Consider the following 14,520-nt stretch of genomic DNA (forward strand, 5'->3'; position numbering starts at 1 on the left):
TAATACCCAATAACTGGAATTTAAGATAATCTGCACTAACTGAGTTGTCCAGGACCGCGAAGGGAGAGCCACGGTGAGCAGCGCCGACACCGTCGTCCCCACGCGCCGCGAGCAGTTGAAAGCGCAGCGGCGGGAGCAACTGCTCGACGCCGGAGCACGGTTGATCGCCGACCGTGGTTTCCTCGGCGTACGCCTGGACGACCTCGGCGCGGCCGTCGGCATCAGCGGCCCGGCGGTGTACCGCCACTTCCCCAACAAGGAAGCACTGCTGGTCGAACTGCTGGTCGGGGTCAGTCAGCGACTACTCGACGGCGGTCGGGCGGTCATCGACTCCGCCCCCACCCCGGGCGAGGCGCTCACCGGCCTGGTCGACTTCCATCTCGACTTCGCCTTCGGCGAGCCGGAACTCATCCGCATCCAGGACCGCGATCTGGAGAGCCTGCCCGAATCGGCCCGCCGTCAGGTCCGGCGCACGCAGCGGCAATACGTCGAACTCTGGGTCGGCGTCCTGCGCGAGCTGCACCCGGATCTCCCCGAACCGGCGGCCCGGGTCCAGGCGCACGCCACTTTCGGACTGATCAACTCCACCCCGCACAGCGCGCCCGCCGCGCTGGCCACGCGCGCCCGGCCGGTGCTGCGACGCATGGCGTTGGCAGCACTCGAACAAGCGGAAGCTTAAGCAGCACTACAACTTCGGTCACACTGCCCTCGTCACGCCGGAAGGGCGGAGCGCTATTCGGTCGCGCGACGAGCGGCGGTCAGCAAGGCCGCAAGTGCCGGATCGGAGTCGGCGACCTCATCGAGCGCCGCCACCAGGGTTTCCTCGTAGGTGGGCCGGGCTTCTCGGTAGCGGGCGCGGCCGGCTTCGGCGAGGACGGCGTAGGCGCCGCGTTTGTCGTCGGGGCAGAGGTCCCGGTAGGCGAGGTCGGCGGAGTTGAGGCGGCCGACCAGCCGGGTGACCGAACTCTGGTTGAGGCCGACCTTGGCGGCCAGGTCCTGCATGCGCAGTTCGTTGCCGGGGGCCTCGTCGAGGAAGACCAGGGCGCGGTACTCCGAGAGGCCGAGGCCGTGTTTGCGCTGCAAGGCGGTGGCGAGGCGGGTTTCCACCTGGGCGTGCAGGTTCAGCATGCGGTTCCACATCAGGGTGTCGACCGCCGCGCCGCGGGTTCCGACCTTGGTTGCCATCGAAAATCTCCTTCGCTCTTGACAACACCTTACATGTACATGCAAGCTTTTGTTCGTCATCAAGTACTTGCATATACATGCAACTACCTTTCAGGAGTTTCCCATGGCCTGGGTATATCTGCTCGTCGCTTCGGTTTTCGAGATCGTGTTCGCGCTGGCCACCAATGCCACGCACGGCTTCACGGTGCTGGGACCGTCGCTACTGACCGCGGCCGCGGCGACCGGCGGCATCTTCTTCCTCAGCCTGGCGCTGAAATCCCTCGACGTCGGCGTCGGCTACACGGTGTGGACCGGCATCGGCTCGGTCGGCACGGTGGTGCTCGGCTCGGTGGTGTTCGGCGAAACCTTCACCGCCGCCAAGGCGCTCGCCTTCGTGCTGATCATCGGCGGCGTGCTCGGCTTGAAGATCGCCGACAAGCTGTCGCATCCCGGCGCCGTCGCCGCCTGAAAACCCGTTCAACGCAATACTTTTCAAAGGAGTTCATCATGGCTTGGGTATGGCTGGGCATCGCCGCCGTCTTCGAGATCGCCTTCGCGCTCGGCACGAACGCCACCAAGGGATTCACCCGGCTGTGGCCGTCGGTGTTCACACTGCTGGCCGCCGCGGCCGGGATCTTCACCCTCAGCCTGGCGCTGCGCACCCTGGATGTCGGTGTGGGATACACGATCTGGACCGGTATCGGCGCCATCGGCACCGTGGTGCTGGGCGCCCTGATCTACCACGAGAAGATCACCGCGCCGAAGCTGGTCGCCTTCGCCGCCATCGTGGCCGGCGTGATCACCCTGCGCCTCGGCGCGGCCTGATCCAGAACCTCTCAGAACCAATAGGTTTCACGCACCGCGGAGCTCACGCTCCGCGGTGCGAAACACCATCACGAACCCGCCGTGAATGGCCGGGGCGAACACGGCGGTGAAGAATCCCGCCAGCACCGGCGAGGCGATCTCGAAGGTGGAGAACCACCGCACCCGAGTACCGGCGGAAACCTCCGCGAAAGACATGTATCCCTCTTGATGCCGCAGCGGCGGAACGGAATTCAGCAACCGGTAGCGCATCAGCTCCGGCGGCGAGTACTCCACGATCTCCTCGGTGATCCGCAGCAGCGGCGTGACGATGAGCCGCACGGCTCCGGCCCCGTGACTGCGGGTATCCCCCGGCCGCACCAGCGTGACCCGCCGGACGAACGGAACCCGTTGGTAATTGGTGGCATCGGTGAACCAGTCGAACACATCGGGCCGTGGTGCGTGGATGGTGCGTTCGATGACCACCGTGCGCATACCGGCTCCGTTCTCGTTCCCGCTCGAACCTCTGCGCAGCCTACGAGATCGGCGGGCGGCCGGGGCGCGATTGCCGGGCGGGCGCCTGGGCCCCGGATCCGGGACGACCTGCATTCAATTATGAATACTCCATAACATAAGACCCGGATCGAAGCGGGTCAAGAACCAAAACAACTTCAAGAAAAGCGTCGGAACTCGCAAGAATCGTGAGTAACATACGTCACCATGCTCCGACGACTCGATCGAATACTGAGTTACGAGATGAAGGTGTCCGAGTTCCTCGGCACGCTGATCCTGCTCGGCGTCCCCTACGGGATCGTCGGCGTCATCTGGACGCTCACCCACACTTCGCACCTGAAACAGCAGCACGGACTCGACGTGATCATCTCGTTCCTCGGATCGATCGTGTGCTGGCCGGTGCTCACCTTCTCGAATGTGTGCATGACGTAATGATGATTCTGGTCTGGCTCATCGACCTCCTCGTCGAGGGCATCAAAGTGCTCGGTGGCCGCAAGCGGGTGAATCCCGTTTTCCGCGTGGCGCTCTGGGTGGCGGTGCTCAGCGCCGTGGCGGCCGGTATCGCGGTCCTGGGCGTCGCGCTGGTGCTGCTGCAACGGCAACTCGAAGACCTGGCGTAGGGGGGAACAGGCGTGGCGATCATCGAAAGCGGTGAACTGCGAACGATTTCCGAGAGCGCGGGCGGGCTGTGGAAACGGCATCCGCAGCGGTCGCTGGAAACGCTCGGGCGGCAGGTGCTGCTGGGCCGGGAGGCGATCGCGCAACTGGTGCTGGCGCTGGTGCGGCGGCGCTTCCCGTATCGGGAGTTCATCAAACAGTGCGCGTTCATGACCAGCGTGTCGGCCGCGCCGACGGTGCTGGTGGCCATACCCATCGCCGTGGTGGTGTCGATTCAGGTGGGCGCACTGGTGAATCAGGTCGGCGCGACCACCTTCATCGGGGCGGTGGCCGGGCTGGGCATCATCCGGCAGGGCGCGCCGCTGGTCACCTCGCTCATGATCGCGGGGGCGGTCGGCTCGGCCATCACCGCCGATCTCGGCTCGCGCACCATTCGCGAGGAGATCGACGCCATGCGGGTGATGGGCGTGGATCCGGTGCGCCGGCTGGTCGCGCCGCGGCTGCTGGCGGCGGTGCTGGTGAGCATGCTGTTGTGCGGGTTCATCGTGTTCGTGGGGTTCGCGACCGCGTATCTGTTCAATGTGTATGCCCAGCAGGGCACCCCGGGCTCGTTCATCGGGTCGTTCGCGTCCTTCGCGGTGGCCAACGACCTGGTCATCGCGCTGATCAAGGCCGCCATCTTCGGCGTCATCACCGCGATCATCGCCTGCGACACCGGATTACACGCGCACGGCGGTCCGGGCGGGGTGGCCAATGCGGTGAACTCCGCGGTGGTGTCCTCGGCGCTCATGCTCTTCGCCACCAACATCATCCTCACCCAGCTGTACAACACGCTGTTCCCGACGAAGGTGATCTGAATGGGCAGCACCTATACGCCGCCCGCGCTGAAACCCGTTCGGGTGGTGGGCAATGCGCTCGCCGTGCCGGTGCAGGCCAATCAGCGGCTCGGGCATCAGACCATCACGTTCTTCCAGGCGCTCATCGCGATTCCGTTCGTGCTGAAGCACTATCGCAAGGAAGTGCTGCGGCTGACCGCGGATGTGGGCTGGGGCAACGGTTCGCTCATCGTGGGCGGCGGCACCATCGGCGTGGTGGTGGCGCTGTGCGGATTCGGCGGCATCACCGTCGGCATGGAGTCGTTCACAGCGCTGAACCTGCTCACCATGAGCCCGCTCACCGGGGCCATCTCGGGCTTCGCGACCACCCGCGAGCTGGCGCCGATCATCGCCACGCTGGCCTTCGCCATTCAGGCGGGCTGCCGGTTCACCGCGCAATTGGGGTCCATGCGCATCTCCGAGGAGATCGACGCGCTGGAATCCATTGCCATCCGGCCGCTTCCGTACCTGGTGAGCACCCGGATGATCGCGGCGACGCTGACCATCGTGCCGCTCTACAGCGTGGGGCTGGCGGTGGCCTACCTGGCCACCAAGCTGTCGGTGCTGCTGCTGGGCGGCACCACGGCCGGCACCTACGACCATTACTTCTTCCAATTCCTGCTGGGGCCGGACGTGTTCTGGTCGCTGCTCAAAGTCATGTTGTTCGTGATGATCTCGACGTTCATCCAGTGCTATTACGGCTATGTCGCCACCGGCGGGCCGGAAGGCGTCGGGGTGGCGGCGGGGCGGGCCATCAAGATGGTCATCGTCGTCATGGTCTTCACCAATCTGTTCATGACCCTGGCCATCTGGGGCATCGACCCCGGCTTCCGGATCTCGGGGTAGGCGCGATGATTCTCGATCCCAATGGGCGCGGGGCCACCGCGCGGCAATTGACGCTCGCCGGCCTGGCGCTGATCGGCACGGTGGCGCTGCTGCTGTATCTGCTGGCGCTGCGCTACAACGGGCGGTTCGAAGACCGGGTGCCGGTGACCGCCGTGCTCACCAGCACCGGCGACGGGCTGCCCACGCGGGCGGACGTGAAGTTCCGGGGCATGGTGGTGGGCCGGGTCGACACCGTCGAGGTGGTCGCCAAGGGCGAACGGCAGGAAGCCTCGATCGCGCTGAAACCCGGTGTGGCGGCGATGATTCCGGATACCGTGGCGGCCCGGGTGATACCGAACAATATCTTCGGCGTCACCGCGGTCGAGCTGGTGGACACCACGCCCGCGCGCGGCACCCTGCGCGCGGGGGCCACCATTCCGGAGGACACCAGCGCGGCCACCGTGCAGTTGCAGACCACGCTGAACGTGCTGCGCCGGGTCATCGACAATATTCAGCCCGAGAAACTGGGGCGGGTGCTGGGCACCTTCGCGGCGGCGCTGGATCCGCAGTCGCGGGTGCCGGGGTCCACCATCGAGCGGCTGAACACCTGGCTGACCGAGGTGCACGCGATACCCGGCATCGGGAACCTGCTCGGCGATCTGGGGCAGGCGGCCACCGCTTTGAGCCGGTCGGCGCCGGAGCTGGTGGACGTGCTGTCGAATTCGGTGACCACCGCGCGCACGCTGACCGAGCGGCGCACCGAGCTGGTGGCCCTGCTCACCGGCGGGTCGACGGCCGTGGACTCGGTGAACGGGCTCTTCGCCCGCAATCCCGATTCCGGCAAATACCTGGTCGCGGGCTTGGACGAGCTGTTCGGCAGCCTCGCCGAGGATCCCCAGGCGATTCCGTACACGGCGGCCAATCTGAACACCGCGCTGCAACGGTTGCAGGGCGCGTTCGGGTTCGGGCCGCGCAATCAGATGGTGTGGCGCATGAACGTGTCCTTCACCCCGTTCCAGCAGTACACGGCCGCGGATTGCCCGCACTACGGCGAACTGGCCGGGCCGCGCTGCGGCGGGGGTGGCAATTGAAATCGGGAAAGGCCCTGGCGGGCTTCGCAATTTTCGCGGTGATCGCGGTGGTGCTCACGTACACCATCTGGTCCACGCTGCAACGGTCGGTGCCGGGGCGGACCGACAGCTATTCGGCGGTGTTCTCCGATGTGCTCGGGTTGCGGGTCGGGGACGACATCCGGATGGCGGGGGTGCGGGTCGGACGGGTCGACAAGATCGACTTCACGGACGACTACCGGGCCCGGGTGGATTTCCGGATCGAGGCGGATCAGCATCTGACCACCACGACCAAAGCGCTGGTGCGATACCAGAACCTGATCGGGCAGCGGTACATCGCGCTCCTGCCGGGCAAGGACGCCGGGCAGGCGCTCGCGGCGGGCGGGCAGATCCCGTTCGAGCACACCGAACCGTCGTTCGACGTATCGGCGCTGCTGTCCGGGTTCGAGCCGCTGTTCAGTGTGCTGCAGCCGGATCAGGTGAACTCGTTGTCGGAGACGTTGATTCAGGCGTTGCAGGGCAACGGGGTGTCGCTGAGCGCGCTGATCACGCAGGCGGCGCAGCTGGCCGGGACCTTCGGGCAGCGGGATCGGATTCTCGGGGATGTGGTCGGCAATCTCAGCAGCGTGATCGCCGGGCTGGCCAATCGCAGCGGGGAGCTGGAAACGCTTATCACGCAGGCGCGTTCGCTGACCGAGGCGCTGTACGCGCAGGGCGACGCCCTCAAGAGTTCGGTCACGCACGTGGCCACCGCGACCGACTCCCTGGTGCGGATCATCGCGCAGGTCAAACCCGGTGTGGCGCAGGCGCAGACCGATGCGACGGCGGGGATCGCATTGCTGCTGCTGAACGGCGCTTCGCTGGATCAGGCGGCGATCGAACTGCCCGACGTGCTCAATGGCATCGCGCGGTTCAGCAGTTACGGGACCTACGGCAACGCCTACATCTGCCGGCTCGACGTCTCGCTGTGGGGCGTGGCGCTGCCGCCGGGAGTGTTCTCGCAGGTGGGCGGGCCGGCGCAATCGGAGGTGTGCCGATGAGGAATCGGTATCTACGGGTGGGGGTGCTGGCGGCGGGCTTCGTGGTGCTGCTGCTGGTCGGCTCCACCACCGTCAAGCAGGCGCAGCTCGGCTCCCGGACCATCCACGCGGACTTCGCCCAGGCCGCCGGATTGCGTTCCGGTGCAACGGTGGACGTCTCGGGCATCGAGGTCGGGTCGGTGTCGGCGGTCAAGCTGGCCGGGGACAAGGTGCGCGTCGATATGAAGGTCCGCAAGGATCTGCGGCTCGGCCCGGACGCCAAGGCGGCCATCAAGATGTCCACCATTCTCGGCCGCCTGCACGTGGACCTCGCCCCCGGCGACGGCAAGGGCCTGCCCGGCGACAAGATCGAGCTCGCGAACACCACCGTCCCCTACAACCTGGGCAAAGTGGTGCAGGACCCCAAGTACAAGTCGTCCTTCGAGCACATCGAGCGCATCGACCCCACCAAGCTGCGGCAAGCCCTCGACCTGGTCAACCAGCAGATGGGCGCATCGCCTGAACTCGCCGTCCAAGCCCTGGACAGCGTGGGCGCCCTGGCCAAGGTCATCAACGAGCGCCGCGACGAGGTCGACACCCTGCTCAAAGGCATGGACACGGTCGCCCAGCTGGCCGCCGACAATCAGAACGGCGTCCTGCTGCTCCTGACCCGCGGCGAGGCGATCGGCAGCGCCGTCCAGCAACGCCAGACCCTGCTGCGGCAACTGCTCGACAATGTCGCTTCACTCTCGAAGCTCTTGCAGGACATGGGTTTGGAGAACAACGGCGAACTCGCCCCCTTGATCGCCAACCTCAACACCATGTCCGAGGGCCTCACCAAGAACAACGACAACCTGGCCCGACTCTACGAAATCATGCCGGTCACCCTGCGCCAGTTCAACAACGTGCTCGGCAACGGCCCCTACGGCGAGGTCTACGCGCCGTGGATCTTCCCGGACAACTGGCTCTGCTTCGCCCAAGCCGTACAGGGGTGCAAATGAACAGGATTCGCTCGCTGGCCAAGGTGGCGGCGCTGTGCTGCGTGGCGACCATCGGATCCGGATGCTCGCTGCTGCCGGACAGTCTGACGGCCCTGCCCGAGCAGTATCTCGGGGATCGGATGCGGATCAGTGCCGACTTCGAGAATGTGGCGGGGTTGTATGCGGGGAACGAGGTGGATGTGCTGGGGGTGCCGGTGGGGACGGTCGAATCCGTTACGCCGCGTGGGAGTTATGTCGAGGTGGTGATGTCGGTGGATCGGGAGGTGCGGATACCGGCGGATGCCATTGCGGCGCTGGTGAATCCGCAGTTGATTACCAATCGGCATGTGGAGTTGGCGCCGGCTTACAGCGGCGAAGGGGAGACGTTGGCGCCGGGGGCGCATATTCCGTTGCAGCGCACCAGGGTTCCGGTGGAGCTGGATCGGATTCTGGCGAATTTCGATCAGTTGGGGGCGGCGTTGAAGGGGGACAAGGACACGGGGCCGATGGCCAGCCGGGTGTTGTTTCCTTTGCTGAACGGGAATGGGGATCGGTTGCGGGAGACGCTGGATGCGTTGTCTTCGGCGTTCGAGGTGACTTTCGCGAACAAGGATCAGATCGCCAACACGATCATCAAGTTGAACGAGATCACGCAGATCATCGCGAGCAACGACCAGACGGTGCGGGACTTCAGCGGGCGGCTCACCGAGCTGGTGAACCTGATGGGTGAGCAGGCGCCGGGATTGCAGGCGGTGCTGACGCAGCTGGACGACTTCGTCACCAATACCGCGACGCTGGTGGGGGACAACAAGGATCAGCTGGCGGGGGCGCTGACGCGGTTCGTGGCGATCAGCAATCAGATGCGGGCCAATGCGCGCGGGCTGACCGAGATCGTGGACGTGGGGCCGCTGATGTTCCAGAACCTGTCCAATGCGACCAGCCGGGAAGAACAGGCGCTGCGGTTGCACGGGCTGCTGGACAAGAGCGTGCTGGACGGTGAAGCGCTGGCATTGTTCTGTGAGCGGATCCAGTTGCGGCTGGACGGGTGCCGGACCGGGAAGATCGCCGACTTCGGGCCGGACTTCGGGCTGACGGCGGCGCTGCTGGGCATTACGGGGACGAAATGAACAGGCGGACAGGGACTTCTGCAATGGCGGCGCTGGTGACCGCGGCCGCGCTGACGGCGGCGAGCGGCTGCGCGGTCACGGTGTCGAACGTGCCCATGCCCAAACCCGGGATCGGCGGGCCGGGGTACACCATTCACGCCTCCTTCACCGACGCGCTCAATCTGCCCGATCGGGCGCACGTGAAGATCGGCGGGACCGATATCGGCGTGGTGACCGGGATCAAGACCACCAATTTCGTCGCCGACGTGGAAATGCTCATCCGCGAAGACATTCGGCTGCCGCGCGGGACCACGGCGGAGCTGCGGCAGGGGACGCCGCTGGGCGACATGTTCGTGGCCATGACGCTGCCGTCGGCGCAGGAAGCGGGAGCGGAACTGCGCGAGGGCGATACGCTCGGGACGGACCGGACCTCGGCGGGCGCGTCGGTCGAACAGCTCATGATGTCGATATCGCTGCTGCTCAACGGCGGTGGCATCAATCAGGCGGCGCGGATCACCTCGGAGATGGACTCCATGTTCGCGGGACGCGCACCGGAGCTGTCACATCTGATCACCGAAATGACCGGTGTGATAACCGCTTTGAACCAGCGCACCGGTGACATCGACCAGACGCTGAGCGGATTGAACACTCTCGCGGGCGAATTGGCGCAACGCAAGGCCGAACTCGGCGTCGCCGCCGACACCTTCCCGGCGCTCATCGGACTGTTCACCGAGAACAATCAGCAAATGGTGGACCTGCTCACCAAGGTCTCCACCACCATGACCGCGCTGGGCGATTTCAGCGACACCACCGGGACCGAATTCGTCAGCCTGTTCACCAGCATTCAGCGGCTCATGTCGGGGTTCGCGCAGATGGGCGACAATCTGACCGGGGCTTTGACCGGGCTGCACACCATCTATCCGTCGCTGATGGCGAGCCTGCGCGGACCGGCGCTGGCCGTCGCGGCGACCGTGTCGTATCTGAGCGTGGGCGCGCTCACCGATCCCAGCGGCAGCCGCTGGCCGGAAGTCGGGGACGTGGGACAGTTCATCGGCAGCCTCACCCAGGTGCTGGAGAAGGTGTTCGGGCGGCTCGCCAGCCCGCCGCAGCAGCCGGGCGGCGCGACGCCCGCGGCGCCGGCCGGTCCGGAGCAGGGCGGTGCGCGGTGAATCCGCCACTGTGGCAATGGATCGTGCGGCATCGCATCGCGGTCGCCAACCTCGGTTTGATCGCGGTGCTGATCGTGGGCAGCGGATACATCGGCGGATATGTGCTGCGGTTCAACCCGATTCCGCACACCTACCGGGTCACCGTCGAACTGGCGGCATCCGGCGGGCTGGCCGCCGGGAACGACGTGACCTTCCGGGGCAGCCGGATCGGGCGGGTGGACGAGGTGCGGGTGTCCGGCGACGGCGTGGCCGCCATCGCCGAAATCGATGACTCCGCACAGGTTCCGGTGGGCGGGACGGTGGCGGTGGGACGGCTGTCGGCGGCCGGGGAGCAGTACCTGGACTTCCGGCCGGACACCGACGGCGGGCCCTATCTGCACGACGGGTCGGTGGTGCAGCGCACCGCCACCAGCGTGCCGGTGAGCATGCAGTCGGTGTTCGCCAACCTCAGCGACTTCATCGGCGGGATGAACCCGGACCGGCTCAATGTGATCATCGACGAGCTGGACAAGGCCCTCGCGGGCGGCCCGGATCGCCTGCGCAATATGGTTTCCGGGATCAGCCGGGCCATGTCGGGGCTCACCGATCTGCTGCCGCAGACCCGGCAGCTCATCGAGAATCTCGAGGTCATCGCCGGCACCACCTCGCACGCACAACCCGATCTGGGGACGCTGACGCGGGCGGGCAGCACGCTGTTCAACCAATTCGCCGCCGCCGACCAGGAATTGCGCACGCTGCTGACCAACGGGCCGGGGCAGCTGGCGACGCTGAGCGGGTTCCTGAGCGAAACCCAGGACCCCATCACGGATCTGGTGACGAACTTCGTGGCCATCACCAAGGCGGCGAAGCTGCGGGCGCCGGCCATCGCGGCCTTGTTCCCGGCGCTGCGGGTCGGATCCGAAGCGCTCGGGATTCCCGCGCACGACGGGGCATACAACACGCTCGTCGATCCGTGGCCACGCCCCACCTGCGAATACGACACCATCCCGGTGGTGCCGACCGAGGTGATGGTGGACACCCGGGTGCGGCTCTACAACTACTGCGTCACGAACAACCCGGCGCTGCAGATGCGCGGCTCGGCCAACGCGCCGCGCCCGAACGTGCCGGACAACGGCGTCACCACTCCCCCGGGCGCGACCGGAAACGAACTCTCCCAACCAGCTGTGCCGCGATAGGAGCGACGAACATGAGCGAGATCGAAGCCGGGAAGCCGGCTGATGCCGAAGCAGTGGCAGCCGAAGCGCCCGCGGCCGAAGCAGCGGCGACCGAAGCAGCGGCAGCCGAGGCACCTGCGAGCGAAGCTGCCGCAACCGAACCGGTGACGGCAGCGCCCGCCGCCCGTCGTTCCGGCACGCTTTCGGCCGGAATCTCACGCCTGATGAACCGTTCCCAAACGGAAGATCCCGACCGCAAGCACGCCGGGAGGACGAGGACGGCGGCTCGGGTAGCGGCGGTGGCCGTGCTCGGAGCCAGCATCGGCGCGAGTGCGTTCTTCTTCGTCCAAGGCCAGAACAAGCAGGCGCTGCTCGACGCGCACGAGTCCGCGCGCTCCGCCGCCTGCAAGTACGCGCCGGTCCTGGCCACCTACGATGCCAAGAATCTCGACACCTACTTCGCCGGGGTGCTGGACGGCGCGACCGGGGATTGGCGCAAGCAGTTCGATTCCACCAGCAAGGATCTGCGCGAGGTGCTGACCGCCGGGCAGGTGACCTCGGCCAGTACGGATGTGCAGTGCGCCATTCGCAGCGGCGACAAGGATTCGGCGGAGGCCATCGTGGTGATCGGCCAGACCATCACCAGTCTGGGTACCCAGAACAAACCTCAGCCGGGCCAGTTGTCCATGGTCATGCGGCTGGAGCGGCAGGGCGATCGCTGGCTGGTGAACAAGGTCAACTCGCCGCTGTTGCAACAGGCGCGCCCGTGACGCGTGGTCGCCAACCCGGCAGGGGCGCAAAAGACCTGGTGACTACCATTACCGACATGAGTGCCGAGCCCCAGCAGCGTGTGATCCGCCGCCGTCCGAAGAACCGGCGCGCCCAGATCGCCGCCACTTCGGCCGCGGCGTTCGGGTCGCTGGGCTATCACGGTGTGAGCATGGAGGACATCGCCGCCAAGCTCGGGATCTCCTCGGCGGCACTGTATCGGCACTATCCGAGCAAGTACGCGCTGTTCCGGGAGGAAGTGCTGCGGCTCGGGGCGCTGACCGTGGCCTCGGCGACGCCGGCGGAGGAGACGGCCGGGCTGGAGCCGCGGGCGCGGCTGGACGCGGTGCTGGACCGGATCATCGCGGAGACCATCGCGAATCGGGCGACGGTGACGCTGGTGCGGTGGGAACTGCGGTATCTCGACGCGACCGATCGCGCCACCCTGGACGAGCAGTTCGCGGCGGCCCTGAGTTCGCTGCGCGAGTTGATCGCGGCGGTGCGGCCCGAGCTCGAGGAAACCGATCGGGCGGTGCGGGCGGTCACGCTGCTGTCGGTGATCTCCAGCGTGGGCGACCATCACGCGGCGCTGCCGGTGAAAACGCTGACGGCGCTGCTGCATTCGGCCTGCGATGCCGTGCTGGACGCGGAACTGCCGCCGCCGGGCACGGATTCGAGCGCTCCGCGCGCGGTGGAGATCCCGCTGTCCTTCAAGCACGAACTGCTGCTGAAGAAGGCCGTGGAGCTGTTCCACGAGCGCGGGTATCCCAATGTGAGCGTGGAGGACATCGCCGCGGCGGCGGATCTGTCGGCGGCCTCGGCCGTCTACCGCTATTACCGCAGCAAGGGCGACCTGCTGGCCGCCGCCTTCCGCCGCGCGGCCGATCGGGTGTCGGGCGCGATCGGCCCCGCGGTGGCGTCCTCGTCGACGCCCGCCGAGGCGCTGACCAAGCTGGTCGACCTCTATGTGGCGGGCTCGTTCGCCGAACGTGAGCTCACCTACGTCTACTACGCCGAATTCGGCCATGTCTCGGCCGAAGAACGCACCATGCTCCGCAATGTGCAGCGGCTGATCGTCGCCGAATGGGTCCGGCTGCTGGTGGCGGTCCGCCCGGAACTCTCCGAGGGCGAGGCCCGCATCCTGGTGCAGGCCGCGTTCGGCCTGGTGGTGGACCTCGGCCGGGTATTCGGCGACAATCAGCGAATCTGCCCGCAGCAGCGCGTGATTCGGCTCATGGAGGTCATTCTGTTCGGCGTCGCGCCCCGGGATTGAGGCGGCGTCCGCTCCGGGTTACGCCCCGGCGGCGGCGAAAACGGACACGGGCGTGAACGGGGCATAGTCCCGCACATGTCCGCTGTCCCACTCCCACAAGGAAATCGGATCGACCGATACTCCGCTCTGGAGGATGAGGCGCCACCCGGCGTCCTCACGCTGCCAGATATCCCCGTCACGGTCCCAGTACAGACCGATACTGCGCGGTTCGGCCATATCGTTCAGGCTCATGCTTTCCCTCTCCGCTTCGTTCAATCGCGGCGATCAAGCTGATCTTGAGCCTAAATATATTTGCCGAACATTCGCCATTGCAGGATTCACGCCGGGCGAGTCGAATTAACCGGAAATGAATCTGGTACCGACTTCGGCGGGAAGTGCCGTGGTTTTCGCGCTGCCCCACCCGGTGGCCGGGGACGAGGAACGGCCGCCAGGCGGGATGCGCTGGCGGCCGGAAGCTTCGGTCGATCTATGCCGTCGGCGTCGGCAGGGTGATCGGGGGGAAGGTGAACGAGGAGCCGGTACCCAGCATCTTCGCCAGCACTCCGAGGAAATTGTCTACGGCGCTTCCACTTTGCATGGGGAGCCTCAGACTGTGGGAGTGGGGGTCGGCGTGGGGGTGGGCTGGGTTACGGAGATGCCCGAGCCGGAGCCGATCAGGTGGGCGATGGCCGACAGGAGGGAGTTGAAGCCGGAGCTACCGAGATCCATGGTGGAGTTTGTTCCTTTACAGCGCAGACTATTTCAGGTGATCAGGCGAGCTTGGGGTTGTAGTTGATGGACGATCCGCTGGCGAGAAAGGCCAGGACCTGGGTGAGGATGGCAGCGATGTCGACGCCTTCCATGGACGTCTCCTTTCGTGAGGGGGTTTATTCGGATTCCGACATCGCCTCGACCAGCGAGGCCGGGCGCATATCGGTCCAATGCGACTCCACATAGTCGAGGCAGTCGGCTCGACGGGCTGGTCCGGTGGCGATGGTCCAGCCACCGGGAACGGCGGCGAAGACCGGCCAGAGGGAATGCTGCGCTTCCTCGTTGACCAGCACGTAGAACTGAGCGTCTTCGTTGTCGAAGGGATTGCTCATCGAATTGCCTTTCTTCACCGACACAGCACACTGTGAAAACGATGTATTTCAGAATCTACCGCAGGGTTCGCCGGAACGCATCGCATTCCGGCGAATCACGCGG

20 protein-coding genes are annotated in these 14,520 nt (G+C 66.2%); 15 read left to right on the forward strand and 5 right to left on the reverse strand.

The genetic code is table 11. The features are described from left to right. Positions 1-73: 73 nt before the first annotated feature. Positions 74-679, forward strand: a complete 606-nt coding sequence (locus LTV02_RS23785; RefSeq protein WP_233033963.1) for an SACE_7040 family transcriptional regulator — start codon at positions 74-76, stop codon at positions 677-679. A 53-nt stretch (positions 680-732) separates the two neighbouring features. Here LTV02_RS23785 and LTV02_RS23790 read toward each other — a convergent pair whose 3' ends face one another. After that, entirely contained in the window at positions 733-1,185 is a 453-nt protein-coding gene (locus LTV02_RS23790) for a MarR family winged helix-turn-helix transcriptional regulator (protein ID WP_233033965.1), read from the reverse strand. A gap of 103 nt (positions 1,186-1,288) precedes the next feature. Here LTV02_RS23790 and LTV02_RS23795 point away from each other — a divergent pair, with 103 nt between their 5' ends. Together LTV02_RS23795 and LTV02_RS23800 are read left to right on the forward strand one after the other, a co-directional pair. After that, complete coding sequence (locus LTV02_RS23795) at positions 1,289-1,633, forward strand: DMT family transporter (protein WP_233033967.1); 345 nt, start codon at positions 1,289-1,291, stop codon at positions 1,631-1,633. Between the two features lie 38 nt (positions 1,634-1,671). After that, positions 1,672-1,989, forward strand: coding sequence for a DMT family transporter (locus tag LTV02_RS23800; RefSeq protein WP_067710218.1), 318 nt, complete (start codon positions 1,672-1,674; stop codon positions 1,987-1,989). A 27-nt stretch (positions 1,990-2,016) separates the two neighbouring features. Here the strand turns inward: LTV02_RS23800 and LTV02_RS23805 are convergent, their stop codons facing one another. Then, on the reverse strand, positions 2,017-2,460 hold the full coding sequence (locus LTV02_RS23805; protein ID WP_067710216.1) for an SRPBCC family protein: 444 nt from the start codon (positions 2,458-2,460) through the stop codon (positions 2,017-2,019). Positions 2,461-2,685: 225 nt separating this feature from the next. On the opposite strand from LTV02_RS23805, the gene LTV02_RS23810 reads away from it, so the two are divergent. Genes LTV02_RS23810 through LTV02_RS23865 form a run of 12 tightly spaced genes read left to right on the forward strand, consistent with a single transcriptional unit; the run spans position 2,686 to position 13,335 of the window. Next, the gene (locus LTV02_RS23810) at positions 2,686-2,910 is read left to right on the forward strand and encodes a hypothetical protein (RefSeq protein WP_067710214.1); all 225 of its coding nucleotides are present in this window, start codon (positions 2,686-2,688) and stop codon (positions 2,908-2,910) included. Next, the gene (locus LTV02_RS23815) at positions 2,910-3,098 is read left to right on the forward strand and encodes a hypothetical protein (protein WP_233033969.1); all 189 of its coding nucleotides are present in this window, start codon (positions 2,910-2,912) and stop codon (positions 3,096-3,098) included. The genes LTV02_RS23810 and LTV02_RS23815 overlap by 1 nt, the downstream gene beginning before the upstream one ends. 12 nt (positions 3,099-3,110) lie before the next feature. Then, a complete protein-coding gene (locus LTV02_RS23820; RefSeq protein ID WP_408639255.1) occupies positions 3,111-3,953 on the forward strand; it encodes an MlaE family ABC transporter permease in 843 nt (280 codons plus the stop codon). After that, complete coding sequence (locus tag LTV02_RS23825; protein WP_233033971.1) at positions 3,954-4,817, forward strand: ABC transporter permease; 864 nt, start codon at positions 3,954-3,956, stop codon at positions 4,815-4,817. Positions 4,818-4,822: 5 nt separating this feature from the next. Beyond that, on the forward strand, positions 4,823-5,887 hold the full coding sequence (locus LTV02_RS23830; protein WP_084534779.1) for an MlaD family protein: 1,065 nt from the start codon (positions 4,823-4,825) through the stop codon (positions 5,885-5,887). Next, positions 5,884-6,906, forward strand: coding sequence for an MlaD family protein (locus tag LTV02_RS23835; protein WP_233033973.1), 1,023 nt, complete (start codon positions 5,884-5,886; stop codon positions 6,904-6,906). The genes LTV02_RS23830 and LTV02_RS23835 overlap by 4 nt, the downstream gene beginning before the upstream one ends. Continuing rightward, the gene (locus LTV02_RS23840) at positions 6,903-7,886 is read left to right on the forward strand and encodes an MCE family protein (protein ID WP_233033975.1); all 984 of its coding nucleotides are present in this window, start codon (positions 6,903-6,905) and stop codon (positions 7,884-7,886) included. Before LTV02_RS23835 ends, LTV02_RS23840 begins: the two co-directional genes overlap by 4 nt. Further along, the gene (locus LTV02_RS23845) at positions 7,883-8,992 is read left to right on the forward strand and encodes an MCE family protein (RefSeq protein WP_233033977.1); all 1,110 of its coding nucleotides are present in this window, start codon (positions 7,883-7,885) and stop codon (positions 8,990-8,992) included. Before LTV02_RS23840 ends, LTV02_RS23845 begins: the two co-directional genes overlap by 4 nt. A 23-nt stretch (positions 8,993-9,015) precedes the next feature. Next, positions 9,016-10,140: an MCE family protein gene (locus LTV02_RS23850; RefSeq protein WP_233033979.1), complete on the forward strand. Its 1,125-nt coding sequence runs from the start codon at positions 9,016-9,018 to the stop codon at positions 10,138-10,140. Next, complete coding sequence (locus LTV02_RS23855; protein WP_067710200.1) at positions 10,137-11,315, forward strand: MCE family protein; 1,179 nt, start codon at positions 10,137-10,139, stop codon at positions 11,313-11,315. Before LTV02_RS23850 ends, LTV02_RS23855 begins: the two co-directional genes overlap by 4 nt. Positions 11,316-11,326: 11 nt before the next feature. Further along, positions 11,327-12,064 (forward strand): hypothetical protein, encoded by a 738-nt coding sequence (locus tag LTV02_RS23860; protein ID WP_233033980.1) that lies wholly within the window; start codon positions 11,327-11,329, stop codon positions 12,062-12,064. Positions 12,065-12,120: 56 nt separating this feature from the next. After that, on the forward strand, positions 12,121-13,335 hold the full coding sequence (locus tag LTV02_RS23865) for a TetR/AcrR family transcriptional regulator (protein WP_233033982.1): 1,215 nt from the start codon (positions 12,121-12,123) through the stop codon (positions 13,333-13,335). Between the two features lie 18 nt (positions 13,336-13,353). On the opposite strand, the gene LTV02_RS23870 is transcribed toward LTV02_RS23865, so the two are convergent. The 3 genes from LTV02_RS23870 to LTV02_RS23875 form a co-directional block, all read right to left on the reverse strand. Continuing rightward, positions 13,354-13,566, reverse strand: coding sequence for a hypothetical protein (locus LTV02_RS23870; protein WP_067710195.1), 213 nt, complete (start codon positions 13,564-13,566; stop codon positions 13,354-13,356). A gap of 354 nt (positions 13,567-13,920) precedes the next feature. Next, positions 13,921-14,043 (reverse strand): hypothetical protein, encoded by a 123-nt coding sequence (locus LTV02_RS39325; protein ID WP_269821557.1) that lies wholly within the window; start codon positions 14,041-14,043, stop codon positions 13,921-13,923. Between the two features lie 158 nt (positions 14,044-14,201). Next, positions 14,202-14,417 (reverse strand): MbtH family protein, encoded by a 216-nt coding sequence (locus LTV02_RS23875; protein WP_067710398.1) that lies wholly within the window; start codon positions 14,415-14,417, stop codon positions 14,202-14,204. Positions 14,418-14,520 lie beyond the last annotated feature (103 nt).

Origin of the sequence: Nocardia yamanashiensis, from assembly GCF_021183565.1 — a bacterium.
Taxonomy (GTDB): domain Bacteria; phylum Actinomycetota; class Actinomycetes; order Mycobacteriales; family Mycobacteriaceae; genus Nocardia; species Nocardia yamanashiensis.